This window comes from Eubacterium sp. An3 (assembly GCF_002159465.1).
GTDB lineage: Bacteria > Bacillota > Clostridia > Lachnospirales > Lachnospiraceae > Anaerobutyricum > Anaerobutyricum stercoris.
In genome coordinates, this window is the sequence record NZ_NFIR01000017.1 from 37,027 (window position 1) to 61,009 (window position 23,983).

A 23,983-nucleotide genomic window follows, 5' to 3' on the forward strand; every position below is an offset into this window, starting at 1 on the left:
AAAATCCGGATTATAATACTAAATGAATCACAAGATAAAGGTTAAAAAGAGTAGATTTACAAAAGTATGAAAGTTTGGAAGTAAACTTCCAAATCTACCATTATTGACGCAGCAAGTGCGTCAGATAGAAGAAAAAATGGAGGTACATGCATATGGTGAAAGAAAGGGCAGTTATTGTCAGCCAGAAATGCATTGGCACGGATATTTACGATATGGTGCTGTCGTTTCCGAAGGGAGCGAAGGAGGCAAAGCCGGGACAGTTCATTGCCATGTACTGTGAGGATGGCACGAAGCTTCTGCCTCGCCCTATCAGTATCTGCGGCATTGACGCGGAGAAAGGAACGCTCCGGGTCGTTTATCGGATTGCCGGAGAGGGAACCAGACTGTTTTCTGAGATGAAAGAAGGCGATTCTCTGGAGGTGCTGGGACCGCTGGGCAACGGCTTTACCATGAAAGAGGAGAAAGCGATCATCGTGGGCGGCGGTATCGGAATCCCGCCGATGCTTGAGCTGGCTAAGCAGCTCTCCTGTGAAAAGACAGTGGTCCTTGGATACAGAGACGAGCTGTTCTTAAAGGATGAATTTGAATCTTATGCCGATGTGGTCGTTGCCACGGAGGATGGCAGCTGCGGCACAAAAGGAACCGTCATCGACGCCATCAAAGAGGCCGGCGTGGATGGAAAAGTGATTTACGCCTGCGGCCCGATGCCGATGTTAAAAGCACTGGCAGAATACGCCGAAGCCCATGACATGGAAGCGCAGATCTCTCTTGAAGAGAGAATGGCCTGCGGTATCGGCGCCTGCCTTGGCTGTATCTGCAAAACAAAGAAAAAAGATCATCACACCAACGTGAACAACCAGCGCATCTGCAAGGATGGTCCGGTATTTGACGCAAAGGAGGTCGTATTTTCATGAATTTAGAAGTGAAGCTGGCAGGAGTGACATTTAAAAATCCTGTGACAACTGCTTCCGGAACCTTTGGCTCCGGCGCAGAATATGAAGAATTTGTTGACCTCTCCGCTCTCGGCGCCGTGACCACCAAAGGCGTTGCCAACGTGCCGTGGGAGGGTAATCCGACCCCTCGGATCGCTGAGACTTACGGCGGTATGTTAAACGCTGTCGGTCTGCAGAATCCGGGCATCGAGCTGTTCTGCGAGAGAGATATTCCGCATTTGAAAGAAAAAAATGCATCCATCATCGTCAATGTCTGCGGCCGCACCGTGGAAGACTATGTGGAAGTGGTGGAACGTCTTTCCGACGAGCCGGTAGACCTGCTGGAGATCAACGTGTCCTGTCCGAACGTAAAGGCGGGCGGCATCGCCTTCGGACAGAATCCGGACGCCCTCTATGAGATTACAAAGGCCATCAAGGCGAAAGCAAAACAGCCGATTGTCATGAAGTTAAGTCCAAATGTCACAGATATCACCGAGATGGCAAAGGCAGCGGAGGCCGGCGGCAGCGACGCCCTCTCCCTCATTAACACTATCACCGGCATGAAGATCGACATTCACCGGAGGAAATTTATCCTGGCCAACCAGACCGGCGGTATGTCCGGCCCGGCCATCAAACCGGTGGCGGTCCGAATGATCTACCAGGTGCACAAAGCCTGCAGCCTGCCGATCATTGGCATGGGCGGCGTCATGACCGGTGAAGACGCCATAGAGCTCATGATGGCAGGAGCCACCATGGTGGCGGTCGGTACAGCTAACTTCCACAATCCACGGGCGACCATGGAAGTTCTGGACGGCATCAAGGCATATATGGAGCGGTATCATATCGAGGATATCAATGAGATTATCGGGTGTATGTAGGCGGCCAAACCGGGAATGGCCGGGAAAATGTAATGGCTGTTCAAATCGCTGATGGCTGATAATTAAATATTTTGGAAAAAGACATGGCAGATGAAACTGTTCTTCCTGTGTCAGATGGCAGATCTGATTGTGCGGGAGAGGAGGGGCAGACGGCCATGTCTTTTTTTGTGAGGTGATGCATATTGGAGAAAGGAGAAACATTTTTTTGGAAACGTCAGGATGACAAAAAACAACGCGCCTTTTATGCGCTTTTTATGGAAAGTAAACTTGACATTTGTCCGTAATCCTGTATAATGAAAATATGGAAAGCAAACTTTCCATTGAAAGCTACTGCAAGAGAAAATAGAACAAAACATCATAGAAACTGCATTGGGCGTAATAAAACAGCTATGAAAGGGGGACATGGTGAAAAATAATCTGGAAAAGCTGCGAAAAGAACGAGGCATCAAACAGGAAGAACTGGCGGCGGCTCTGGAAGTCTCCCGCCAGACCATCGGCTCTCTGGAAAACGGCCGGTACAATCCTTCTATTATTCTGGCATTTAAAATTGCGAGATACTTTCAAATGAGCATTGAAGATATTTTTATTTATGAGGAGGATGACGATGAAAAATAAGAAAATCATATGGTATGGCGGTTACATTGCTGCGGCGCTTGTTATTCTGATTATTGTAGTGACGGATCTGCCGGAAGTGGCAGATGCGGGACTGGCAATTCTGTTTGCAGTTCTCTTTTCAGCTTCTCACGTCAGTCTCTGGCATGATAAAATGATGGAGAAAGATAAAGATTACCGCATTGAGGTGATGGACGAGAGAAACATTGCCATCAAAGAAAAAGCAGGAAATATTACAAATATGATAAACATGACATTGCTGGGCATAATCACAGTGGCATTTATCTTTATGGATTACATTATCCCGGCAATCTTTACCGGGGTAATGGTGGCCGTCCAGCCGGTGATACTGATTCTGGTAAGTAATTCCATCGAGAAAAATATGTGAAGAAATTCAGAGAGGCAGGTGGGGAAATTGCCTAAAGCCTTGCTGGATTTTATGGAAAATAATTTATAAAAAATGATTATATAACAAAAATATAAGTACAAGAGCTATATTATGAATCTGCTCCGAAAGTTTGATTGAAATTCAAGAAATTGGAGAAAGATTCATAAAACAGCTCTTTTTTTGGTTTTCACAATTGAAAACTCACCCTTCAATTCTCTCAATCACACACTGATGTGTCTTACTCTTCTTATCATAATTAATTCCGATTAAAAGAATGTCACCGGTATACTGTTTAAGGACAGGAAGATATTTCCACCGCGTTTGCCAGTTCCGTGCGAATTTCTTCGTTTGGAATAAAGGCAGTCTGGGTATTTTGATTGTAAGCCAGATAGCCGAGGTGAATGAGCAGCGTCAACACATCATCTTTTCGCTTAAAAGTTACCATATTATTCAAAGTTATTCAGGGCAGACTGGGTTCTTACCTTTTTGATGGGAAGGATGCCTGTCAGGTAGGCAAGGCAGATAAATTTTGTGCCGGTCGCGGTGTGGATACCCGACAGAGCATCAGCCAGTGATGATATGTCAGGAAAAAGAATATCCGGATTAACGAATCTTCCCACGGCTGTGCCTCCTTCCATATATAATATGTGTCTGGATTTGGCTATATTATAACGTATTTTCTTTTGTTTGTATAAAAAAATTTCCTCAATTGAAAATATCCAGAGGGTATGTTATGATGGAAAAGAAATGCAAAAAGAAAATAAGGGCGCAGCGGGGCTTAGCCCGCGTCCATCAATACGGAGGTTGAAATATATGGAACAGTATAAGAAAGAGTTTATTGAGTTTATGATTGACTGCAACGTTTTGAAGTTTGGCGATTTCGTGACCAAGAGTGGCAGAAAGACGCCGTTTTTTGTGAATACAGGATTTTACCGGACAGGTTCCCAGTTGAAGAGGCTGGGAGAATATTATGCACAGGCAATCAAGGATCAGTTCGGTCTGGATTTTGACGTGCTGTTTGGACCGGCATACAAAGGTATTCCGCTGTCCGTTGCAGCGACCATAGCTATTTCTGAAAAGTATGGCGAAGATATACGGTATTGCAGCAACCGCAAGGAGATTAAAGATCACGGCGACAAAGGAATCCTGCTGGGAAGCCCGATTCAGGATGGCGATAAAGTTGTGATCATTGAGGACGTGACTACAGCAGGTACCTCTATTCAGGAGACGCTGCCGATCGTAAAGGCTCAGGGAGATGTGAAGGTGATCGGACTGGTTGTTTCTGTGGACCGTATGGAAAGAGGTCAGGGCGAGAAGAGCGCCCTGCAGGAGATTCGTGATACTTATGGATTTAAGACCACGGCCATCGTGACCATGGCAGAAGTTGTGGAACATTTGTATAATAAACCTTACAAAGGTCAAATAATTATTAATGACGAGATAAAGGCAGCAATTGACGCTTATTATGAGCAGTATGGTGTGAAATAAGGAGGCTTGATGCTTTTATGAATGAAAAAGTTTTTAAGACTTTGAATCAAATCGGCGCTTCAGGAATTGTTGTGGGCATTCTCTGCATGGCTGTGGGAATCAGTCTGGGAGTGTTGACGATCATCAATGGGGCGCGGGCGCTGTCTGCCAGAAAAAATATTATGATTTAATCTTCGGGGAGACCGCCCCGGCATGGATTGGCCGTATGACAGACAGAAACAGGAGCCGGTTTTTTAGAAACCGGTTCCTGCGTGTATTATGTGATGGAAGGAAATGGGGATATTGAATAAAATAACCAGAAAGAAGATTGGTGCAGTTAGTTTTTTCCTTTTAATCATATACGGCTGTGTGGTGTTATATTTTGTGTTATTCAGTGACCGGCTGGGCCGGGTAGAAGGATACAGTACGTATCGATATAATCTGATACCATTTGCGGAGATACGACGTTTTATTTTGTACCGGAATTATGTCAGCACGGAAGCATTTCTGCTGAATCTGATGGGAAATCTTCTGGTTTTTTTTCCGGTGGGAATGCTGATACCTTTGTGGAGAACGAAAAAAACCGGTTTTATCCGGATTTTGATATATACATTTTTGTTTACGCTCTGTATAGAGAGCCTGCAGCTTGTGACGAGGGTCGGTGTGTTCGATGTGGACGATCTGCTGATGAACACCCTGGGCGGACTGGCAGGCTGGGTCTGCTATTGTCTGGCGCTTAAAGTGTTTCGGATCGTGCGGAAACGTTGCCGGAAAAACAGCAGAAGGGAAAAGGAGTAGAAAATGATTTCGAGAAATGCTTTATCTTTTACAGAAAAAAAGGTTTCCAAAAACGCAGTCATAACATTGATTATGGGAATAGTGGAACTTGTCGGATTTATAATATTAATGCTGGTTTCCATAGTAAGCCATGGAAATATAGGCATTGCAGGAGGGCTTATTGGATGCCTTCTGGTGATTCTTGCTTTTTTTGGCGTCATCTGGGGCGTACTCAGCTATGACGATGTAAAGACGAATCAGAGATTTAAGATATCAGGTATCTGTCTGAATGTCGCAGTTATTTTTCTGGGTATTACATTGATTATGCTGTAATACAATGATATGGATGTGAACAGTTATTGACAGGGAGGACGGAGTGTTATATGGATTACAGAGTATTATTAAAAGAAGAAAATGAAGCGGTGAAAGAGCGGTTTGAACTGGCGGCAGAGCGTATCCGCGAGATCGCTTCCGGCAAAAATGAGTTGCCGGAGGGAGAAGTGTCCCGGTATTTTAAGCAGACGGCGGCTTTTCTTGAAAAATGCAGAGCTATCTATGCGGCTGTGTATGACGGAATTCTGGACAGCTGTACTCTCGAAGAGCTGCAGAGGGAGAACCGCAAGTTTTATGAAGAGCTTTTTCCGGAAAATTATGAGAGTTCTTTTGCCAATCCTGCGTACGCCGTAAAGTCTATTGGAGAAGAATATGGACGGATTCTGAGTTTTCTGTATGCGGAACTCCGTTCAGAGAGAGTATTTTGTTTTGAGCAGAATCTGGAAAAAATGACATATCTTAATGAGTTGTTCATTGAGATTTACTGTATGTTTGAAAGCGGAGATGTGAGCTATCATCAGGTGAAGGATGCAATTTACTGGTTTTTATATGATTATGCCGAGGAATGGATTGGCTGGAGAGTACGTGAGATGTTTGATACATCCCTTTCTTTTGCCACATCTATCGTAATGGGCGCAGATCTTACAAATATCCGTTATCTGTATTCTTATGGAGAATATATATCAGAAAATGAGATTCGCATGGCGGAGTATCTGAGCAGCCTGCTGCAGGAGGAGATCGATGAGATCGCCTTTACATTTACGGACGGCTACCGGGAAGGCTTTGCCCTGAAAAATGTGGATCTGTCCAAAAAGAAAACGGTCAATATCCGTTATAATATCGGATTTGAGAGGATCATCCGGGCTGCGGTTTATCAGTTCCGGGAAATGGGACTGGAGCCGGTCATTTACCGGGCTGCGGTCAATACATTGAATAAGAGACAGAACCTGAAGGTGGGATACATTTCCTCCAACCCGAATGAGCAGTACGATTATGATCACCGGTTTGACGAGGCCATTTACTTTGACAAGCGGATGCTGGACCGGAAGCTGACCTGCATGCGCAAGGCCTATGAAACATTTGCCGAGGAGGCGGAGGGCTTTGCCGGGCCGGCCTGCTTCGAGGTGTTCGGAGAGGTTCCGTTTGAGCCGGAGAGCAAGCCTGAGGCCTATCGTCTCAGCGAGCGGCAGCAGAACCTGCTGGTGGAATATTCGGCGGAATCCAATGCGCTGATGAATGAATTTATCAATCAGGATGAGCGGAGCTTTACGATCATCGCCTATCCGCTGCCTTCCATCGGGGAGCAGTTTGAGGAGATTTTTGAGGAAGTCCGGAAGGTCAATAATCTGGATAAAGAGAAATATAAAGAGATTCAGCAGAATATGATTCAGGTACTGGACCGCGCGGCCTTTGTGAAGATCATGGGCCGGGGCAGCAACATGACCAACCTGACCATTGCCCTTACGGATCTTGAGGATCCGGAGACGCAGACAAAGTTTGAAAACTGTCTGGCAGATGTAAATATTCCGGTGGGAGAAGTCTTCACTACTCCGAGGCTGAAGGGAACGAACGGACTTTTGCATGTGGGTAAAGTTTATCTGAACGGTTTGTGTTACAAGAATCTGCGGATTCAGTTTGAGGATGGTATGGTGACTGAGTATTCCTGCGATAATTTTGCGGAGGAAGAGGAAGGCAGGAAGTTTATTAAAGAAAACCTGCTGTTCAACCGGGATACTCTTCCGATGGGAGAGTTCGCCATCGGAACAAATACCACTGCCTATGTGATGGCGGCTAAATATGATATTATGTCCAAACTGCCGATTCTCATTGCAGAAAAAATGGGGCCTCATGTGGCTCTTGGCGATACATGTTATTCTTATTCGGAAGATGTGCGCGTGTTTAATCCGGATGGCAAAGAGATCATCGCCAAGGATAATGAGTGCTCTGTGCTCAGAAAGGAGAATCCGAAAAAGGCGTATTTTAACTGCCATACGGATATCACGATTCCATATGAAGCCCTGGGCCGTATCGTGGCTGTCAATAAAGAGCGGGTAGAGGTACCGATTATCCTCGACGGCCGCTTTGTGCTTGACGGAACATTTCGGCTCAATGATGCGTTTCAGAAGACGGAGACCAGCGAGAGCGAGATGGAGACGGGCGCCGGAGGTTTGGTGGAAGACATTTTGCAGGAAGATGGCGCCAGCAGTAATACCGATGAAGATGCTATAGATTAGAATGAAAAAGGAGAGTCCATATGCTTCTTATAAAAAATGGAAGAGTAATGAATCCCGCCACCGGCATGGATGAAGTGACCGATGTGTGGGTGAAGGATGGAAAGATAGCCGGTTTCGGTCAGCAGGGAGACTTTGGAGAGCCGGAGCAGGTCATTGACGCAGGCGGCTGCGTGGTGGCGCCGGGACTGGTGGATGTGCACGTACATTTCCGGGATCCGGGATTTACCTATAAAGAAGATCTGCAGACCGGAAGTGCGGCGGCGGCAGCCGGCGGCTTTACTACGGTGGTCTGCATGGCAAATACAAAGCCGGTGGTGGATTGTCCGGAGGTCCTTGATGACATTCTGGAGCGGGCGAAGGAACTGCCTGTCCATGTGAAGCAGGTGTCCGCCGTGTCGAAGAACTTCGGCGGAAAGGAACTGGTGGACTTTGAGGAGATGGTTCGTCACGGGGCCTGCGGGTTTACCGATGACGGGATCCCGCTTACTGACGCCGGATTTATCAGGAAAGCCATGGAGATGGCGGCTAAGGTGGATATGCCGATCAGCCTTCATGAGGAGGATCCGTCCTTAAATGAAGTAAACGGCATTAACAAAGGTGTGATCAGTGAGCAGATGGGCATCGGCGGCGCGCCGGCAGTATCTGAGGATGTGATGGTGGCAAGGGATGTGATGCTTGCTCTGGAGACCGGCGCAAAGGTGGATATCCAGCACATTTCTTCAGGAAGATCGGTGGATCTGGTGCGCTACGCCAAAAGCAAAGGCGCGAAAGTGTACGCTGAAGTGACGCCCCATCATTTCACGCTCACAGAGGAGGACGTGCCAAACTACGGAACCATGTGCAAGATGAATCCGCCGGTACGGACCAGCTGGGATAAGACCAAGATCATCGAGGGGCTCATGGACGGCACCATTGACATGATCGCCACCGACCACGCGCCTCATTCTGCGGAGGAGAAAGAGAAAGAATTTACTGCCGCGCCGAGCGGCATCATCGGGCTGGAGACAGCGCTGGCGCTGGGAATTACCAACCTGGTAAAAAGTGGATACCTGTCCATGATGAGCCTGCTGGAGAAAATGACCGTCAATCCGGCGAAGCTCTATCAGTTTGACTGCGGAGACATTTCGGTGGGAAAGGCGGCGGATCTGGTGATCTTTGATCCGGAGCAGGTATGGCAGGTGGAACGTTTTGCCTCCAAGGCCAGCAATTCCCCGTTCCTGGGCGCGCAGCTCTGCGGAAAGGTGCGCTTTACCATCTGCGGCGGGAAGATTGTGTATACAGCCGGATAAAAGTATGCTAGAATGTACCAATGGGTTTTCAGCGAGCGGCATGACGGCGGAACGAAAGCCGGTATGAAGCCGCGCTGAGACTGACCAAGAAAAGATATGGAGGGACAAGATGATTCAGGAATTAATTAAGAACATTAAGGAAAAAGATGCCCCTATCGTTGTCGGACTGGATCCGATGCTTTCCTATGTGCCGGAGCACATCAGAAAAGACGCTTTTGATGCATATGGGGAGACACTGGAGGGAGCCGCTGAGGCTGTCTGGCAGTTCAACAAGGGAATTATTGACGCCACATACGATCTGATTCCGGCGGTGAAGCCGCAGGTGGCCATGTATGAGCAGTTCGGTATTCCGGGTATGCAGGCGTTCAAGCGTACCTGTGACTATGCAAAGAGCAAAGGACTTGTGATCATCGGCGACATCAAGCGCGGTGATATCGGTTCCACTTCCGAGGCTTACGCCATCGGTCATGTGGGAAAGGTGCAGGTGGGCGATAAGATCTACTCTCCTTTTACAGAGGACTTCATCACAGTGAACCCTTATCTGGGCTCCGACGGAGTAAAACCGTTCATCAAGGTTTGTAAAGAAGAAAAGAAGGGCATGTTCATTCTTGTCAAAACCTCCAATCCGTCCAGCGGCGAGTTCCAGGATCGTCTCATCGACGGCCGGCCGCTCTATGAGATCGTGGCGGAAAAGGTGGCTCAGTGGGGCGAGGAGCACATGGGCGACGACTACAGCTACGTGGGAGCCGTTGTGGGCGCGACCTATCCGGAGATGGGAGCTGTGCTTCGTAAGCTGATGCCGAAGAACTATATTCTGGTGCCGGGATACGGCGCGCAGGGAGGAACCGGCAAAGACCTTGCTCCATTTTTCAATGAGGATGGACTGGGAGCTATCGTTAACTCCAGCCGCGGTATCATCTGTGCATATCAGAAGTCTGATGTGTACGGACCGGAGAACTTCGGAGACGCCAGCCGTCAGGCAGTCCTCGATATGAAGGAAGATCTGAAGAACGCATTTGTATAGAAAAAGAAAGGAAGAACATAACATGGCAAAAGTAGGTATTGTAATGGGAAGCGACTCCGATATGCCGATCATGAGCAAGGCAGCGGATATTCTGGAAGAACTGGGTATTGATTTTGAGATGACGATTATTTCTGCGCACAGAGAGCCGGAAGAGTTTTTTAAATATGCGAAATCCGCAGAGGAAAGAGGATATAAGGTGATCATCGCCGGCGCAGGTAAGGCAGCGCATCTGCCGGGCATGTGCGCGGCCATCTTTCCGATGCCGGTCATCGGTGTTCCGATGAAGACCTCCGATCTGGGCGGTGTGGATTCACTTTATTCCATCGTGCAGATGCCGTCCGGTATTCCTGTTGCCACAGTCGCTATCAATGGAGCTGCCAATGCAGGTATTCTGGCGGCGAAGATTCTTGCCACATCCGACGCGGAGCTTCTTGGCAGGCTGAAAGAATATTCTGCGAAGCTCAAAGACCAGGTGGTAGAGAAAGCGGAGAAACTTGATTCCATCGGATATAAAGAGTACCTGAAACAGATGTAATTGTCTGATTGCGCGGCGGAGTCCGGCTCAGACTACAATGAGAAAAAGGAACAAAAATACACTTCAATATACAGATGTCAGAGAAGAAAGGAGTCTGTTATGGATTATAAGAACGCAGGCGTGGATATTGAGGCCGGCTATCAGTCGGTGGAACTCATGAAAGAACATGTAAAAAAGACCATGCGGCCGGAAGTGCTGGGAGGTCTCGGAGGTTTTTCCGGTGCATTTTCATTAAGTAAGATTAAGGAGATGGAAGAGCCTGTTCTTCTGTCAGGCACAGATGGCTGCGGCACAAAGGTGAAGCTGTCCATGATTCTGGATAAGCATGACACCGTCGGCATCGACTGTGTTGCCATGTGTGTCAACGATATCGCCTGCGCCGGAGGAGAACCTCTGTTTTTCCTGGATTACATTGCCTGCGGCAAGAATTATCCGGAGAAAATCGCGTCGATCGTAAAGGGAGTTGCTGAAGGATGTCTCCAGTCTGAGGCGGCGCTCATTGGCGGCGAGACAGCAGAGCATCCGGGACTGATGGCAGAAGATGAGTATGATCTGGCAGGATTTGCCGTGGGCGTCTGTGATAAAAAAGATATGATCACCGGAGAGAACATCAAGGCCGGCGATGTGCTGGTGGGCATTGCGTCCTCCGGTATTCACAGCAACGGTTACTCGCTTGTAAGAAAGGTGTTTCCGATGGAAAGGGAGGCACTGGAAGAGTATAAAGAAGAGCTGGGGATGACCCTGGGAGAAGCGCTGCTGACTCCGACAAAAATTTATGTGAAAGCATTGAAAGCTGTGAAGAACGCCGATGTAACCATCAAGGGGTGCAGCCATATCACCGGCGGCGGTTTCTATGAGAATATCCCGCGGATGCTCCCGGAAGGCGTGCGGGCCGTTGTGGATAAGAACAGCTATGAAGTACCGGCGATCTTCCGTCTTCTGGCAAAGGAAGGCGACATTGCCGAGGAAATGATGTACAACACTTACAACATGGGTATCGGTATGATGCTGGCCCTTGATGCCGCGGATGCGGACAAGGCAGTGCAGGCGCTGACCGAGGCCGGAGAGAAAGCATGGATTGTCGGCAGAGTGGAAGCCGGAGAAAAGGGAGTGACCATATGTTAAAGCTGGCGGTGCTTGTGTCCGGCGGCGGAACTAATCTTCAGGCCATCATGGATTCCATTGACGACGGCAGGATCACCAATGCGGAGATCCGGGTGGTCATCAGCAATAACGCCGGAGCCTACGCCCTCACCCGGGCGGAAAAATACGGCGTGGAAGCCCTTTTGCTGTCTCCGAAAAGCTTTGACACAAGAGAAGAGTTTAATCAGAAATTGCTGGAAGCGTTAAAAGAGCGGGAAATCGACCTGGTGGTGCTGGCCGGTTATCTGGTTGTGGTGCCGCCTTGCGTCATCGAAGAATATGAGAACCGGATCATCAATATTCATCCGTCCCTGATCCCGTCCTTTTGCGGAACGGGATGTTACGGCCTTCATGTCCACGAGAAAGCACTGGCGCGGGGCGTGAGAGTCTCCGGAGCTACCGTGCATTTTGTGGACGAGGGTACGGATACAGGGCCGATTCTTCTGCAAAAGCCGGTGATGGTGGAGCAGGACGATACCCCGGAAGTATTGCAGCGGCGGATCATGGAACAGGCGGAATGGGTCATTCTGCCGAAAGCCATTGACCTCATTGCCAATGGAAAAGTACATGTGGACGGACGTAAGGTTACCATAGACGAATAGGGAGGATGCGCGATGAAAGTATTAATTGTTGGAAGCGGCGGAAGAGAACACGCCATTGCATGGGCGGTTGCCAAAAGTGATAAAGTGGATAAGATCTACTGCGCGCCGGGCAACGCCGGTATTGCGGAGTATGCGGAGTGCGTGGATATCGGCGCCATGGAGTTTGAAAAACTGGCGGCTTTCGCCAAAGAAAATGCAGTGGATCTCACCATCATCGGCATGGATGACCCGCTGGTGGGCGGTGTGGTTGATGTCTTTGAGGCGGAAGGCCTCCGGGTATTCGGCCCTAGAAAAAATGCAGCTATCATCGAGGGATCTAAGGCATTTTCCAAGGATCTGATGAAGAAATACAAGATTCCGACGGCGGCCTATGAGAACTTTACCTCTAAGGAAGAGGCTTTGGCTTATCTGGAAACAGCTAAGATGCCGATCGTGCTGAAGGCGGACGGACTGGCTCTCGGTAAAGGTGTTCTCATCTGCAACACGCTGGAAGAAGCAAAAGAAGGCGTGAAGACCATCATGGAAGAGAAGAAGTTCGGCGACGCCGGCGATACCATGGTCATCGAAGAGTTCATGACCGGCCGGGAAGTGTCCGTGCTGGCCTTCTGTGACGGAAAGACTATCAAATGTATGACCAGCGCCCAGGATCACAAGAGAGCCGGGGACGGGGATACCGGTCTTAACACCGGAGGAATGGGTACATTTTCTCCGAGCCCGTTCTACACAAAAGAAGTGGAAGAATTTTGTGAAAAATACATTTATCAGCCGACCATGGACGCTATGGCAGCGGAAGGACGTCCGTTTGTGGGCGTGCTGTTTACGGGTCTTATGCTCACTGAAGACGGCCCGAAAGTACTGGAATACAACGCCCGTTTTGGCGATCCGGAAGCACAGGTGGTGCTGCCTCGGATGAAGAACGATATTATTGACGTGATGGAAGCCTGCATTGACGGACGGCTCGATGAGATTGATCTGCAGTTTGAAGATAACGCGGCAGTCTGTGTGGTTCTTGCCTCCGATGGATATCCGGTATCCTATGAGAAAGGCTTTGTCATCGAGGGACTGGAGAACTTCAAGGATAAAGACGGCTATTACTGCTTCCATGCCGGTTCCAAAAAGACTGACAAAGGCATCGTAACCAACGGCGGCCGGGTTCTCGGCATCACCGCCAAGGGTGCGGACTTGAAGAAAGCCAGAAAGAACGCTTATGCGGCCACCGAGTGGGTAAATTTTGATAACAAATATATGAGACATGATATCGGAAAGGCCATTGACGAAGCATAATAGAAGCATAAATGAAGGACAGGGCGCGCAGGACGGAGCAGCGAGGGCTGTTTCCGGCTGCATGCCTGCCATGAGAATCAATGGGTGGAAAGATTGATGAAAGGAAAATATTTAAAGCAGGGGCTTCGTGACGGAATACCCATTTGTTTTGGGTATTTTGCTGTTTCCTTTGCTTTTGGAATTCTGGCGGTGGAGAGCGGGTGCAGCATATTCGAGTCAGTGCTGATTTCTTTTACCAACCTGACTTCCGCCGGTCAGTTTGCCGGCTTAACAGTTATTGCTCAGGCGGGAACGCTCCTGGAAATGGCCTTGACGCAGCTTGTCATCAATGCACGGTATATGCTCATGTCCATCGCTCTTTCCCAGAAAGTCGACAGCGGTTTTCGGGGGATATGGCGGTGGATTCTCGGTTTTGGCATTACCGATGAGATTTTTGCAGCGGCTATCCAGAGGGATGAGCCCATCGCAAAAAGTTATTTTGGGGGTTTGATGTTTCTGCCGGTGATCGGCTGGACATCGGGCACTTTTTTTGGCGCTTTTCTGGGAAATGTACTTCCGGAAATTCTCACCAATGCGCTGGGTATTGCCCTTTACGGCATGTTCATCGCCGTTGTGGTGCCCAAATCAGTCGAGGATAAACAAGTGTCCGCAGTGGTGCTGCTGGCAGTTGCCATCAGCGTCCTGCTCAAATATGTTCCGGTATTTGCGGGGATTTCCAGTGGATTTGCTATCATTATCTGTGCGGTTATCGCCTCGGCAGCCGGTGCAGTGCTGTTTCCGGTGGAGGAGGAAGTCTGAATGGATTTTATGATTTTTTTGCCATATCTTATCGTCATGGCGGGGGTGACCTATCTGATTCGGGTGATTCCCCTGGTTCTGGTGAGGAAGAAAATAAAAAACCGGCTGTTGAATTCTTTTTTATATTACATACCCTATACAGTGCTGGCGGCTATGACTTTTCCGGCGATTCTTTACGCCACAGGCAGTATGATTTCTGCAGTGGCGGGACTGGTCGCGGCGGTGATCCTGGCATACAGAAAAGGAAGCCTGATCGTGGTGGCAGCCGGCGCCTGCGCGGCTGTGCTCATTGTGGAGTTTTTGCTGAAACTGATCTGAATAACAGGTGTGGCGCAGCGGAAATGACTGTTTATTAAAATAGTTGTTTCCGCTGTGTTTTGCTGTGCGGATATAAACCGTAAATACACAGGTACCAGCAAGACAAATCAGGAGTTTTACTTCACATATAATTCTGATACATTGTATGTATCGACAAGACAGGATACGAGGACCGGAGGTGAGGAAAGTGAGCACGATAGTAAAGAGGGAAATGATTTTTGACAACATAAAGGTAGAATCCAGGGATAAAAGAGAGGCGATTCGTATTATCAGCCATCTTTGCTCCAGGCACAATGCAGCCTATGAATTGCGGCTGATCGATGCCTTTCGCAAAAGAGAGCTGCTTGATTCCACGGGATTCGGCGGCGGAATCGCTATGCCCCACGCAAGAATTCGGGGGTTATGCGACCCGGTATTTGCTGTCGTACGTTTTGCATGGCCGGTGGAATGGGAGGCCATCGACGGAGAACCTGTGGATCTTGCGGTGGTTGCCATCACTCCGGCGGAACCGGAGAAAAATAAACATCTTCCAACACTGGCGATGCTTGCCAGGAAGCTGATGAACGATGAATTTGTGTATAATCTTAAACATTGTACGGACAAGAATCAGTTATATGATTATATGCTGCGTGAAATGAGGTGAAAAGCATGAAGATCATTGGGGTCACCAAATGCCCCACAGGTATTGCTCACACCTATATGGCTGCGGAACGGCTGGAGATTACAGGGGAAAAATTAGGCTACGAGATGCACATCGAGACCCAGGGATCTCAGGGAACGGAGAATATGCTGACAGCCAGGCAGATTGCCGAGGCAGATTATGTGATAATCGCTGCGGATGTTGCCATAGAGGGAATAGAGAGGTTCCGGGGAAAAAAGATATACCGGATATCCATCAAACCGGTGTTGAAAGATACCAGACAGGTGTTTCTCGATATGGAGGCGAAGGCAGAGAAGATGGGAGAAACGGCAGGAGACGATGAAAAAGAAGCAGGGGAAACCTCTTTGTTCTCATCTTCCGGCAAAGAGCAGTCGGCAGTATTGCATCAGCTCATGAATGGAGCGTCCTACATGATTCCTTTTGTCGTGGTAGGAGGGCTGTTCATCTCGTTATCTCAGGCGTTTGCAGGCGAAAGTTCCTCGAACGGTCTGCTCATTAATTCTGTTTTCTGGAACAAAATGCATCAGATCGGTCTGCTGGCTTTTGAATTGATGTACCCAATACTGGCCGGCTTTATCGCCGTATCCATATCCGGCAGAGCGGCGCTGGCGCCGGCGATGCTTGGAGCCATGATCGCCACAAACGGAGAACTGCTGGGGACGGGAGAGGGAACCGGATTTCTTGGCTGTATTGTAGTTGGCTACCTGGTCGGCTATCTGGTAAAAGGTATCAATTCCATGAAAATTCCCAAATCCATAAAACCTATGATGCCGATTTTTGTGATTCCTTTTCTGGGAGTCAGCGTCACAGCGCTGGTTTTTATATGTATTCTTGGAGGGCCCATCGCATTTGCTATGCGCAGCCTCAACGGACTTTTGGTATATTTATCAGAAAATGTGACTACGGCGATCCCGCTCGGTATAGTGCTCGGAGCCATGATTGGCGTCGATATGGGAGGCCCCATCAATAAGGTGGCATTTTTCTTTGGAGTGGCGTCCATAGCCGAAGGAAATCTGCAGATAATGGGCATTGCGTCAGCCGCCATCGGCGTGGCGCCGCTTTCCATGGGACTGGCGGCGCTTGTGGGAGGCAAAATGTTTACAAAAGAAGAACGGGGAGCAGGGGTATATACAATATTTATGGGAATGATAGGCATCAGCGAGGGAGCCATTCCTTTTGCCCTGTCAGACCCGAAACATGTGCTTCCGGCGGTAATCATCGGTTCCGCCGTGTCCGGAGCGGCGGCAGCCTTTCTGGGGGTGACCTCGGCAGCTCCTCATGGGGGACCCATCATAGGTTTTATCGGAGCGACAAATCATGTGATGCTATATTTCTTCTGCATTGTTTTGGGCGTTCTTGTCTCAACGACGATAGTTTTATTGACAAAAAGCCGGCAGAGAGAGGGTAAATGACGAAGAATTCGTATAAAAAGCACATTTTTTTTATAAAAAAATGAATTTTCCCTTGAAAAAAAATTGTAAATGTGATGAAATAAAATTGTAAGTTAAGCACATGTTTTGGTCAGATAATGAAAAAACAATGAGTTTTATCTTAAGAATAATTTTGATAAATTCTATAGAAGTGAGGTGTGGTGTGTAATCATGAGATTCACAAAGAGAGATATGGAGATGATCGGATATCTCAAAGACTACGATGTGGTGGATCTGTCCTCCATGTCGGATTATCTGGAGGTTTCCGTAAAGACTCTGAAGAATCAGCTGAAAGATTTATCTGAAGCTCTGGAAGAGTTTGGGATCATCATTCAATTTATGTCCGGTAATCGCGTGATGATCAGTGGTCATGAGAAGTTCGCCGACGTGATGAACATGAGTATCCCCCGCTTCGAGATGGAGTTTGAGAGAAGAGTACTGCTTCTTCTCGTACTTCACGATGATTTTCTCATCATTCAGGATATTGCGGATACGCTTCTGGTCAGCAAATCTTATGCGGAAAAACAGCTTGCTTCTATTATGAAGAAGTATCCGGACGACGTCCAGTCTCAGCGTCACTATGGTATCAGGTACGCTGCGTCACAGAACAGAAGGAGGGAACTCTTTGTGAAAATCATGTTCCCTTATTTGTTTGGAGAAGATTACGGGGCGGCGCTTAAGCAGTTCCATCAACTGCATTTTCCGATTCTGGATTATTTTACGGAAGACCAGACAGAGCGGGCGCAGAAAGCGATTCAGCTGCTTCAGGAAGTGAAATGGTTCCGGTTTACAGATGAATCCATGCAGCAGATTTTTCTTTATATTCTGTTCATGGCCCGTCATGGGGAGAGTGCCAGCACAGAAAAGGCAAAGATTAACAGCAGAGACTCCGGTGAAGAACCGGAATTTGAAGGACTGTACGAATGGATTCGCACGCTTTGTCATACGCTTCATCTTCCGGAATACGAAGAAGAGCTGCGTTATCTCTATCAGCTGCTTTTATCGCTGCGTAAGCAGAAGATTGCCTGCCGGGATCAGATTATGGAGAAGATGAGCCTGCCGGTGGGAGAGATCTTGCAGGCTGTTCGTGAGAAGCTCAGCGTGGATTTCAGCCAGGATGAAGAATTGATCCAGGGGTTGTCGGGTCATCTGTATACAACGATGCTACGGGGCAATCATATGGACGTGGAGACTGATTTTTATACGGTGAAGTCCATGAAAAGGCAGTATCCATTCGGATTTGAGATGGCGGCGATCGCAGCCGATTACATTTCCGACATGTACAAACTGTCCATGAAAGATGATGAGCTGATTTATCTTGCCATCCATTTTCAGGCTGCCATTGAGCGGGCGAAGGATGAGAGGGAAAAAACAAAAATTATTATAGTATGTCACTTTGGAGCGGCAGCGGCGCAGATCATACGCGCCAAGATTGAAAGAAAGCTTTCCAATGTGGAGATTACGGGAATGTATTCCCTGCAGGAATTTTCTCAATTGGAGGCTCCGGAATGTGACTGTATTGTTACCACGGAACGTATTATCAAAACAGAACTGCCGGTTGTGTATATTTCCATGGCTCTTCCGGGCAGGGAGATTAAAAAAATCGGTGAATGTATCCGGGAGATTCAGATCAATCGTCTTCTGGAGATGAATATTCTGGAAGCAATCATACTGCATCTGGACGAGAAAGATATGCCTGCGGCGGTGGAAGCTATGGTGCGTCCTCTCATGGAGGAGGATTATGTGGAAGAAGAATACCTGCAGACGGTGCTGGACAGGGAGAAGATATCTTCCACCAGTCTGTGTCATATCGCGCTGCCCCATGGGAATCCTGCTCTGGTACATTCTACCAGATTGGTGGTTGCGAGAATGAATCAGCCGCTTTTGTGGGATGATTCAAGAATACAGTGCGCATTTTTGTTTGCGGTATCTTCGGAGATGCTCAAAGAAAAGCCGATGCTCTTTAATACGTTTTACCGGATTCTTGCCAATCCGGATGTGGAAGAAAACATACGAAAGCTTCAGGCGGAAGAAAATGTACCGGATGAAGTTTTCAGACAACGACTGTTTCAAATTTTGAGATAGATAATATTGAATGATTTCTAACAGGAGAGAAAGGATGTGATTAACAAATGGTAGGAATTATTCTTGCAACCCATGGTGATTTTGCTACGGGTATCCTGCAGTCAGCGTCCATGATTTTCGGTGAGCAGCCGAATGTGGCAGCTGTGACACTGCAGCCAAGCGAAGGTCCGGATGATGTAAGAAGGAAAATGGAAGAAGCCGTTGCCTCCTTTGAAGATCCGGAACAGGTATTGATCCTTGTTGATTTATGGGGTGGTACTCCATTCAATCAGTCCAATGGCTTGATTGCCGGACATGAAGATAAGTGGGCGATTGTTGCCGGCTTAAATCTTCCGATGCTGATTGACGCATACGCTTCACGTATGATGATGGAAACCGCTCATGAACTTGCCGTTCAGATTTCCGGCAGCGCAAAAGAAGGCGTTCGAATTTATCCGGAATCTCTGGAGCCGAAGGAAGAAAAACCGGCGGCAGCGGCAGTTTCCGACGGACAGCCGAGAGGCGCTCTGCCTGAGGGAACTGTAGTAGGCGATGGTAAGATCAAATATGTGCTGGCGCGTATTGACTCCCGTCTGCTTCACGGTCAGGTGGCGACAGCCTGGACCAAGACAACCGGCCCGAACCGTATCATCGTTGTTTCTGACGGTGTGGCTCATGATAATCTGCGTAAGAGCATGATTACAGAAGCGGCGCCTCCAGGAGTAAAAGCGAACGTAGTACCTGTCAGCAAAATGATTCAGGTAGCCAAGGATCCTCGTTTTGGAAATACCAAAGCACTGCTCCTTTTTGAAACTCCGCAGGATGCTCTTGAAGCTATTAAAGGCGGCGTGGACATCAAAGAGCTGAACATTGGTTCCATGGCTCACTCTGTCGGTAAAGTAGCTGTCAGCAAAGTATTGTCTCTGGGCAAAGAGGATGTTGAAACTTTCGAAGAACTGAAAAAACTCGGTATCTCTTTCGATGTCCGCAAGGTTCCAAGCGATTCTAAAGACAATATGGACGCAATTATTGAAAAAGCAAAAGCAGAGCTTGGTTGCTAGAGCTCGAAGAAGAAAAGTATAGGAGGAAAAGTATATGTCAATTATTTCAATCGTTTTAGTTGTAATAGTTGCCTTTCTTGCCGGAATGGAAGGAGTCATGGATGAATTCCAGTTCCATCAGCCGCTGGTAGCCTGTACATTAATTGGTCTTGTTACAGGTAATCTGGAAGCCGGCGTTATCTTAGGCGGTACTCTCCAGATGATTGCTCTTGGATGGGCAAACATTGGTGCTGCCATCGCACCGGACGCAGCGTTAGCTTCCGTTGCATCCGCTATTATCCTTGTTCTGGGCGGACAGGGTGCAGAAGGTGTCAGCACAGCCATCGCAGTGGCAATCCCGCTGGCTGTAGCCGGTCTGTTCTTAACAATGATCGTTCGTACTCTTTCTGTTGCATGTGTACATCGTATGGATGCAGCTGCTGAAAAGGGTAATTTCAAGGGTGTTGAAGCATGGCACATCGTTGCTGTAATCATGCAGGGACTTCGTATTGCCATTCCTGCTGCCGCACTTCTGGTTATCCCGGCTGAGACTGTACAGGGATTCCTGGAGTCCATGCCTGCATGGCTGACAGACGGTATGTCTATCGGCGGTGGTATGGTAGTTGCTGTAGGTTACGCAATGGTTATCAACATGATGGCTACCAAGGAAGTATGGCCATTCTTTGCCATCGGTTTCTGTCTGGCAGCAATCTCCGATCTGACACTGATCGCCCTTGGTGCTATTGCTCTGTCACTGGCATTCATCTACATCAAATTATCTGAGAGCGGCGGAAATGGAAACGGCGGCGGTGGAAATGTCGGCGATCCGCTTGATGATATTTTAAATGACTATTGATTGTAAGGAGGTATAGAAATGGCAGATAAAATTACATTATCGAAAAAAGACCGATTTTCTGTAGCACTCCGCTCCACTTTCCTTCAGGGTTCCTGGAACTATGAGCGTATGCAGAATGGTGGCTGGTGTTTCGCTATGATTCCTGCAATCAAAAAGCTGTACACCAACAAAGAAGACCAGAAAGAAGCCTTAAAACGTCATCTGGAGTTCTTTAATACTCATCCATATGTGGCATCTCCTATCCTTGGTGTTACTTTAGCTCTGGAAGAAGAGAGAGCTAACGGTGCAAAGATTGATGATGCAGCTATCCAGGGTGTAAAGGTCGGTATGATGGGACCTCTGGCCGGTGTTGGTGATCCGGTATTCTGGTTCACAGTACGTCCTATGCTTGGTGCTCTTGGCGCATCTCTTGCCATGGGCGGAAGCATCCTTGGACCAATCCTGTTCTTCGTGTTATGGAACGTAATTCGTTGGGCATTTATGTGGTACACACAGGAATTCGGTTACAAAGCAGGAAGCAAGATTTCCGAAGACCTTTCCGGCGGTCTGCTTCAGAAAGTTACAAAGATTGCATCTATCCTCGGTATGTTTGTACTTGGTTCTCTGGTAGAACGTTGGGTAACTATCAACTTTACACCGGTTGTTTCCACTGTACAGCTCAGTGATGGCGCATACATTGACTGGGAGAGCCTGCCGGCAGGTGCGGAAGGTATCCGTACTGCGTTAGAGCAGTTCGCAGCAGGTCTGTCACTGTCACCAGAACAGGTAACAACTTTACAGGATAACCTGAATTCCCTGATTCCGGGATTCGCACCTTTGCTGCTTACATTGCTTTGTATGTGGTTATTGAAGAAAGGTATTTCTCCAATCATCATCATCATCGCACTGTTCATCGTTGGTATCCTCGGACATCTGGTTGGACTTCTGTAATTAACTGATATGACATTCAATATCCCGGATATAGCTTTATATCCGGGATATATGAGCATATGGAGCAAATATACAGCAGGAAGGAGAAGTGCATGGCACAGTCATTAAATACAAAAGTAGATCTTGTTATGAAAGGTACTTCTTACCACGGGATGAACAATTACGGTAATATCATGATCGGCGACAAAGGATTTGAATATTATAACCAGCGGAAGCTGGAAGATTATATTCAGATTCCGTGGGAGGAGATTGATTATGTGATCGCTTCCGTTATGTTCCGTGGAAAATATATTCCGCGGTTTGCCATTCAGACGAAACGAAGCGGTACATTTTCTTTTGCCGCAGCTCATCCAAAGGAGATGCTTCGGGCCATCCGCAAATATGTTCCTTCGGAACGTATGGTGCGCTCCTTAAGCTTTTTTGATGTGTTAAAACGATCGTTTCGGTCTGTTTTCAGAAAGAATAAATAAGACAGAGACAAAAAATTATAATACTATACTGGATTTTTATAACATTAGGAGAACATGAGATGGGAATCTTAAAGTTAAAACCAAGTGGGAAAGACTATATCTGGGGAGGCCGGCGACTGGCTGACGAGTACGGAAAAGAGATTCAGGGAGATATTCTTGCGGAAACCTGGGAATTATCCTGTCATCCGGACGGACCGTCTTATATTACGAATGGAAAAAATGCGGGCAAAACATTGCAACAGTATATTGAAGAAAACGGAAGAGAAGTTCTCGGAACCAATTGCGCCCGATTTGAAGATTTTCCGATTCTTGTAAAATTTATTGATGCACAGGATAATCTGTCTATTCAGGTGCATCCGGACAACCGTTATGCGCAGGAACATGAAGGGCAATATGGCAAAACGGAAATGTGGTACGTGATGGATGCCGATGAGGGAGCATTCCTTTATCATGGATTTGAGAAAGAAATCAGTCGGGAAGAATTTGCAAAACGTATTGAGGAGGATACTCTCTTAGAAGTACTCCATAAAGTTCCGGTGCACAAAGGAGACGTGCTTTTTATTGAGGCGGGGACAATCCACGCCATCGGTAAAGGAATTCTGGTGGCGGAGATCCAGCAGAATTCTAATGTCACATACCGTGTTTACGATTACGGCAGAATCGGAAAAGACGGAAAGAGGAGAGAGCTTCATGTGGACAAGGCGCTGGATGTGACAAAACGCGCGCCTGTGGTAAAAGATGCAAGTCACTATCCTCATATCGCTGACTGCGATTATTTCACCGTGGATAAACTGAATTTGAATGGAGGAACCATGGAAACCATGAGCGGCTATGTTTCCGACGCTTCATTTTTAAGTTTCCTTGTGCTGGACGGCGAGGGAACCATAACCTGCGGTGAAGAGACTGTGGATTATAAAAAAGGCGATAGTATCTTTCTTCCGGCCGGCAGCGGAGCTTATACTGTAAAGGGAATGTGCGACGCACTGGTTACGACTATCAGAGATCAGAAATAATACAGCCGATTGTTTTACGTATGGGCTGCTGCGACAGTTTGAGAATGTACGGGATCCGGGCTGCATTTAATAAAATGCGGCCCGGATCCCGATTGGTACAGGAGGCTTTTTTACCGCTGCATCTGCAGGTATTTCTGACGGGTTGCCATACCGCCCCGTATATGCCGCTCGGACTTATTGACTTCCAGGATGTCGCGGACTTCCTCCGCCAGATGATGATCGATCTGAGGAAGACGTTCTGTGAGATCTTTATGTACTGTAGATTTTGATATGCCGAATTTTTTGGCAGTGGAACGGACGGTAGAGCAGTGATCAATAGTATAATGAGCGATAGACAGAATCCTGTTTTCCATATATTGTTTCATATAAAAAGAACTCCGATGAATTTGATACAGTCTATGCTTGTAAGAGTTGTCCTATGACAAAGAGATATGGGTCAGAAAGGAGATATGGAATATACGAAAAAAGGCATCGCTTAGATGGCTGAATAAGCGATGCCTTTTTACGTCAACCAACCGGAAAAAGGAGGAGTACCGGTGGTCAGGTAATTGAAACGTTGAGAAGTAGTTGAAATGTTGCACTTGATTTCATCTACTGTGATTATAGTATAACACTTTTTTTGAAAAAATCTATACACTAGTTTGACAAAAAATGAATATAATATTAAGAAATTGTGGACATAGTTGACAAAATGAAACAGTTGACAGTGCAAATAATTACTGATATACTAGAGCCAGTGAATAAAACAAGGAAAAGTCTTTGAACAAAAGTAGTACCCTTCATTTGAAACATAACAGAGAGTCGGGCGGGTGAGAGCCGATATGGGACAGGAAGGGGAATGGATTTGGGAGATGCAAGGTGAATTAACAGTAGCTGATGCCGCGTCCTCGCGTTACAGGGGTATG

At 47.5% G+C, this 23,983-nt stretch carries 27 protein-coding genes and 1 other annotated feature (1 of these 28 cut by a window edge); of the genes, 25 read left to right on the forward strand and 2 right to left on the reverse strand.

Translation table 11 applies throughout. The features are described 5' to 3' along the window. The first annotated feature begins 146 nt into the window (after window positions 1-146). The 4 genes from B5F87_RS13280 (at window position 147) to B5F87_RS13295 (ending at window position 2,810) form a co-directional block, all read left to right on the forward strand. Entirely contained in the window at window positions 147-914 is a 768-nt protein-coding gene (locus B5F87_RS13280) for a dihydroorotate dehydrogenase electron transfer subunit (RefSeq protein ID WP_087281807.1), read from the forward strand. Beyond that, a complete protein-coding gene (locus tag B5F87_RS13285; RefSeq protein ID WP_087281809.1) occupies window positions 911-1,810 on the forward strand; it encodes a dihydroorotate dehydrogenase in 900 nt (299 codons plus the stop codon). The genes B5F87_RS13280 and B5F87_RS13285 overlap by 4 nt, the downstream gene beginning before the upstream one ends. Window positions 1,811-2,215: 405 nt before the next feature. Beyond that, complete coding sequence (locus B5F87_RS13290; protein WP_087281895.1) at window positions 2,216-2,425, forward strand: helix-turn-helix transcriptional regulator; 210 nt, start codon at window positions 2,216-2,218, stop codon at window positions 2,423-2,425. Next, window positions 2,415-2,810, forward strand: coding sequence for a hypothetical protein (locus B5F87_RS13295; RefSeq protein ID WP_087281811.1), 396 nt, complete (start codon window positions 2,415-2,417; stop codon window positions 2,808-2,810). The genes B5F87_RS13290 and B5F87_RS13295 overlap by 11 nt, the downstream gene beginning before the upstream one ends. A 446-nt stretch (window positions 2,811-3,256) precedes the next feature. Here B5F87_RS13295 and B5F87_RS21020 read toward each other — a convergent pair whose 3' ends face one another. Next, entirely contained in the window at window positions 3,257-3,430 is a 174-nt protein-coding gene (locus tag B5F87_RS21020; RefSeq protein ID WP_158097052.1) for a hypothetical protein, read from the reverse strand. Window positions 3,431-3,623: 193 nt separating this feature from the next. Here B5F87_RS21020 and pyrE point away from each other — a divergent pair, with 193 nt between their 5' ends. The 21 genes from pyrE to B5F87_RS13395 all read left to right on the forward strand — a co-directional run bounded on the left by pyrE (window position 3,624) and on the right by B5F87_RS13395 (window position 23,078). Next, window positions 3,624-4,298 carry an orotate phosphoribosyltransferase gene (gene pyrE, locus B5F87_RS13300; protein WP_087281813.1) on the forward strand — a complete coding sequence of 225 codons (675 nt, stop codon included), beginning with the start codon at window positions 3,624-3,626 and terminating at the stop codon, window positions 4,296-4,298. 17 nt (window positions 4,299-4,315) lie between these two features. Further along, window positions 4,316-4,468: a hypothetical protein gene (locus B5F87_RS21205; protein ID WP_171900467.1), complete on the forward strand. Its 153-nt coding sequence runs from the start codon at window positions 4,316-4,318 to the stop codon at window positions 4,466-4,468. A 112-nt stretch (window positions 4,469-4,580) separates the two neighbouring features. Continuing rightward, complete coding sequence (locus tag B5F87_RS13305) at window positions 4,581-5,075, forward strand: VanZ family protein (protein ID WP_171900468.1); 495 nt, start codon at window positions 4,581-4,583, stop codon at window positions 5,073-5,075. 3 nt (window positions 5,076-5,078) lie between these two features. Further along, on the forward strand, window positions 5,079-5,387 hold the full coding sequence (locus tag B5F87_RS13310; RefSeq protein ID WP_087281817.1) for a DUF6142 family protein: 309 nt from the start codon (window positions 5,079-5,081) through the stop codon (window positions 5,385-5,387). A gap of 50 nt (window positions 5,388-5,437) precedes the next feature. Further along, window positions 5,438-7,621, forward strand: a complete 2,184-nt coding sequence (locus B5F87_RS13315; RefSeq protein WP_087281819.1) for an aminopeptidase — start codon at window positions 5,438-5,440, stop codon at window positions 7,619-7,621. 20 nt (window positions 7,622-7,641) lie between these two features. Beyond that, the gene (locus B5F87_RS13320) at window positions 7,642-8,910 is read left to right on the forward strand and encodes a dihydroorotase (RefSeq protein ID WP_087281822.1); all 1,269 of its coding nucleotides are present in this window, start codon (window positions 7,642-7,644) and stop codon (window positions 8,908-8,910) included. 109 nt (window positions 8,911-9,019) lie between these two features. Further along, window positions 9,020-9,934, forward strand: a complete 915-nt coding sequence (gene pyrF / locus B5F87_RS13325; RefSeq protein WP_087281824.1) for an orotidine-5'-phosphate decarboxylase — start codon at window positions 9,020-9,022, stop codon at window positions 9,932-9,934. 22 nt (window positions 9,935-9,956) lie between these two features. Further along, entirely contained in the window at window positions 9,957-10,469 is a 513-nt protein-coding gene (gene purE / locus B5F87_RS13330) for a 5-(carboxyamino)imidazole ribonucleotide mutase (protein ID WP_087281826.1), read from the forward strand. A 99-nt stretch (window positions 10,470-10,568) separates the two neighbouring features. Then, window positions 10,569-11,594, forward strand: coding sequence for a phosphoribosylformylglycinamidine cyclo-ligase (gene purM / locus B5F87_RS13335; RefSeq protein ID WP_087281828.1), 1,026 nt, complete (start codon window positions 10,569-10,571; stop codon window positions 11,592-11,594). Then, window positions 11,588-12,214 carry a phosphoribosylglycinamide formyltransferase gene (purN, locus tag B5F87_RS13340; protein ID WP_087281830.1) on the forward strand — a complete coding sequence of 209 codons (627 nt, stop codon included), beginning with the start codon at window positions 11,588-11,590 and terminating at the stop codon, window positions 12,212-12,214. The genes purM and purN overlap by 7 nt, the downstream gene beginning before the upstream one ends. Before the next feature lie 12 nt (window positions 12,215-12,226). After that, window positions 12,227-13,498 (forward strand): phosphoribosylamine--glycine ligase, encoded by a 1,272-nt coding sequence (gene purD, locus B5F87_RS13345; protein ID WP_087281832.1) that lies wholly within the window; start codon window positions 12,227-12,229, stop codon window positions 13,496-13,498. A 96-nt stretch (window positions 13,499-13,594) separates the two neighbouring features. Then, on the forward strand, window positions 13,595-14,296 hold the full coding sequence (locus B5F87_RS13350; protein ID WP_087281834.1) for an AzlC family ABC transporter permease: 702 nt from the start codon (window positions 13,595-13,597) through the stop codon (window positions 14,294-14,296). Beyond that, the gene (locus B5F87_RS13355; RefSeq protein ID WP_087281836.1) at window positions 14,297-14,614 is read left to right on the forward strand and encodes an AzlD domain-containing protein; all 318 of its coding nucleotides are present in this window, start codon (window positions 14,297-14,299) and stop codon (window positions 14,612-14,614) included. A 187-nt stretch (window positions 14,615-14,801) separates the two neighbouring features. After that, window positions 14,802-15,257 carry a PTS sugar transporter subunit IIA gene (locus B5F87_RS13360; protein ID WP_158097053.1) on the forward strand — a complete coding sequence of 152 codons (456 nt, stop codon included), beginning with the start codon at window positions 14,802-14,804 and terminating at the stop codon, window positions 15,255-15,257. Window positions 15,258-15,262: 5 nt separating this feature from the next. Then, complete coding sequence (locus tag B5F87_RS13365) at window positions 15,263-16,687, forward strand: fructose-specific PTS transporter subunit EIIC (protein WP_087281840.1); 1,425 nt, start codon at window positions 15,263-15,265, stop codon at window positions 16,685-16,687. Between the two features lie 189 nt (window positions 16,688-16,876). Continuing rightward, entirely contained in the window at window positions 16,877-18,790 is a 1,914-nt protein-coding gene (locus B5F87_RS13370) for a PTS sugar transporter subunit IIA (RefSeq protein WP_087281842.1), read from the forward strand. 47 nt (window positions 18,791-18,837) lie between these two features. Then, a complete protein-coding gene (locus B5F87_RS13375; RefSeq protein ID WP_087281844.1) occupies window positions 18,838-19,830 on the forward strand; it encodes a mannose/fructose/sorbose PTS transporter subunit IIA in 993 nt (330 codons plus the stop codon). Window positions 19,831-19,864: 34 nt separating this feature from the next. After that, window positions 19,865-20,665 (forward strand): PTS mannose/fructose/sorbose transporter subunit IIC, encoded by an 801-nt coding sequence (locus B5F87_RS13380; RefSeq protein ID WP_087281846.1) that lies wholly within the window; start codon window positions 19,865-19,867, stop codon window positions 20,663-20,665. Window positions 20,666-20,683: 18 nt separating this feature from the next. Continuing rightward, a complete protein-coding gene (locus B5F87_RS13385; protein WP_087281848.1) occupies window positions 20,684-21,595 on the forward strand; it encodes a PTS system mannose/fructose/sorbose family transporter subunit IID in 912 nt (303 codons plus the stop codon). A gap of 92 nt (window positions 21,596-21,687) precedes the next feature. Further along, entirely contained in the window at window positions 21,688-22,065 is a 378-nt protein-coding gene (locus tag B5F87_RS13390; protein ID WP_087281850.1) for a DUF956 family protein, read from the forward strand. Window positions 22,066-22,124: 59 nt separating this feature from the next. After that, complete coding sequence (locus B5F87_RS13395) at window positions 22,125-23,078, forward strand: type I phosphomannose isomerase catalytic subunit (RefSeq protein WP_087281852.1); 954 nt, start codon at window positions 22,125-22,127, stop codon at window positions 23,076-23,078. 110 nt (window positions 23,079-23,188) lie between these two features. On the opposite strand, the gene spoIIID is transcribed toward B5F87_RS13395, so the two are convergent. Continuing rightward, on the reverse strand, window positions 23,189-23,443 hold the full coding sequence (spoIIID, locus tag B5F87_RS13400; RefSeq protein ID WP_087281854.1) for a sporulation transcriptional regulator SpoIIID: 255 nt from the start codon (window positions 23,441-23,443) through the stop codon (window positions 23,189-23,191). A 385-nt stretch (window positions 23,444-23,828) separates the two neighbouring features. Beyond that, window positions 23,829-23,983, forward strand: a binding site (T-box leader); it runs 161 nt beyond the window's last position.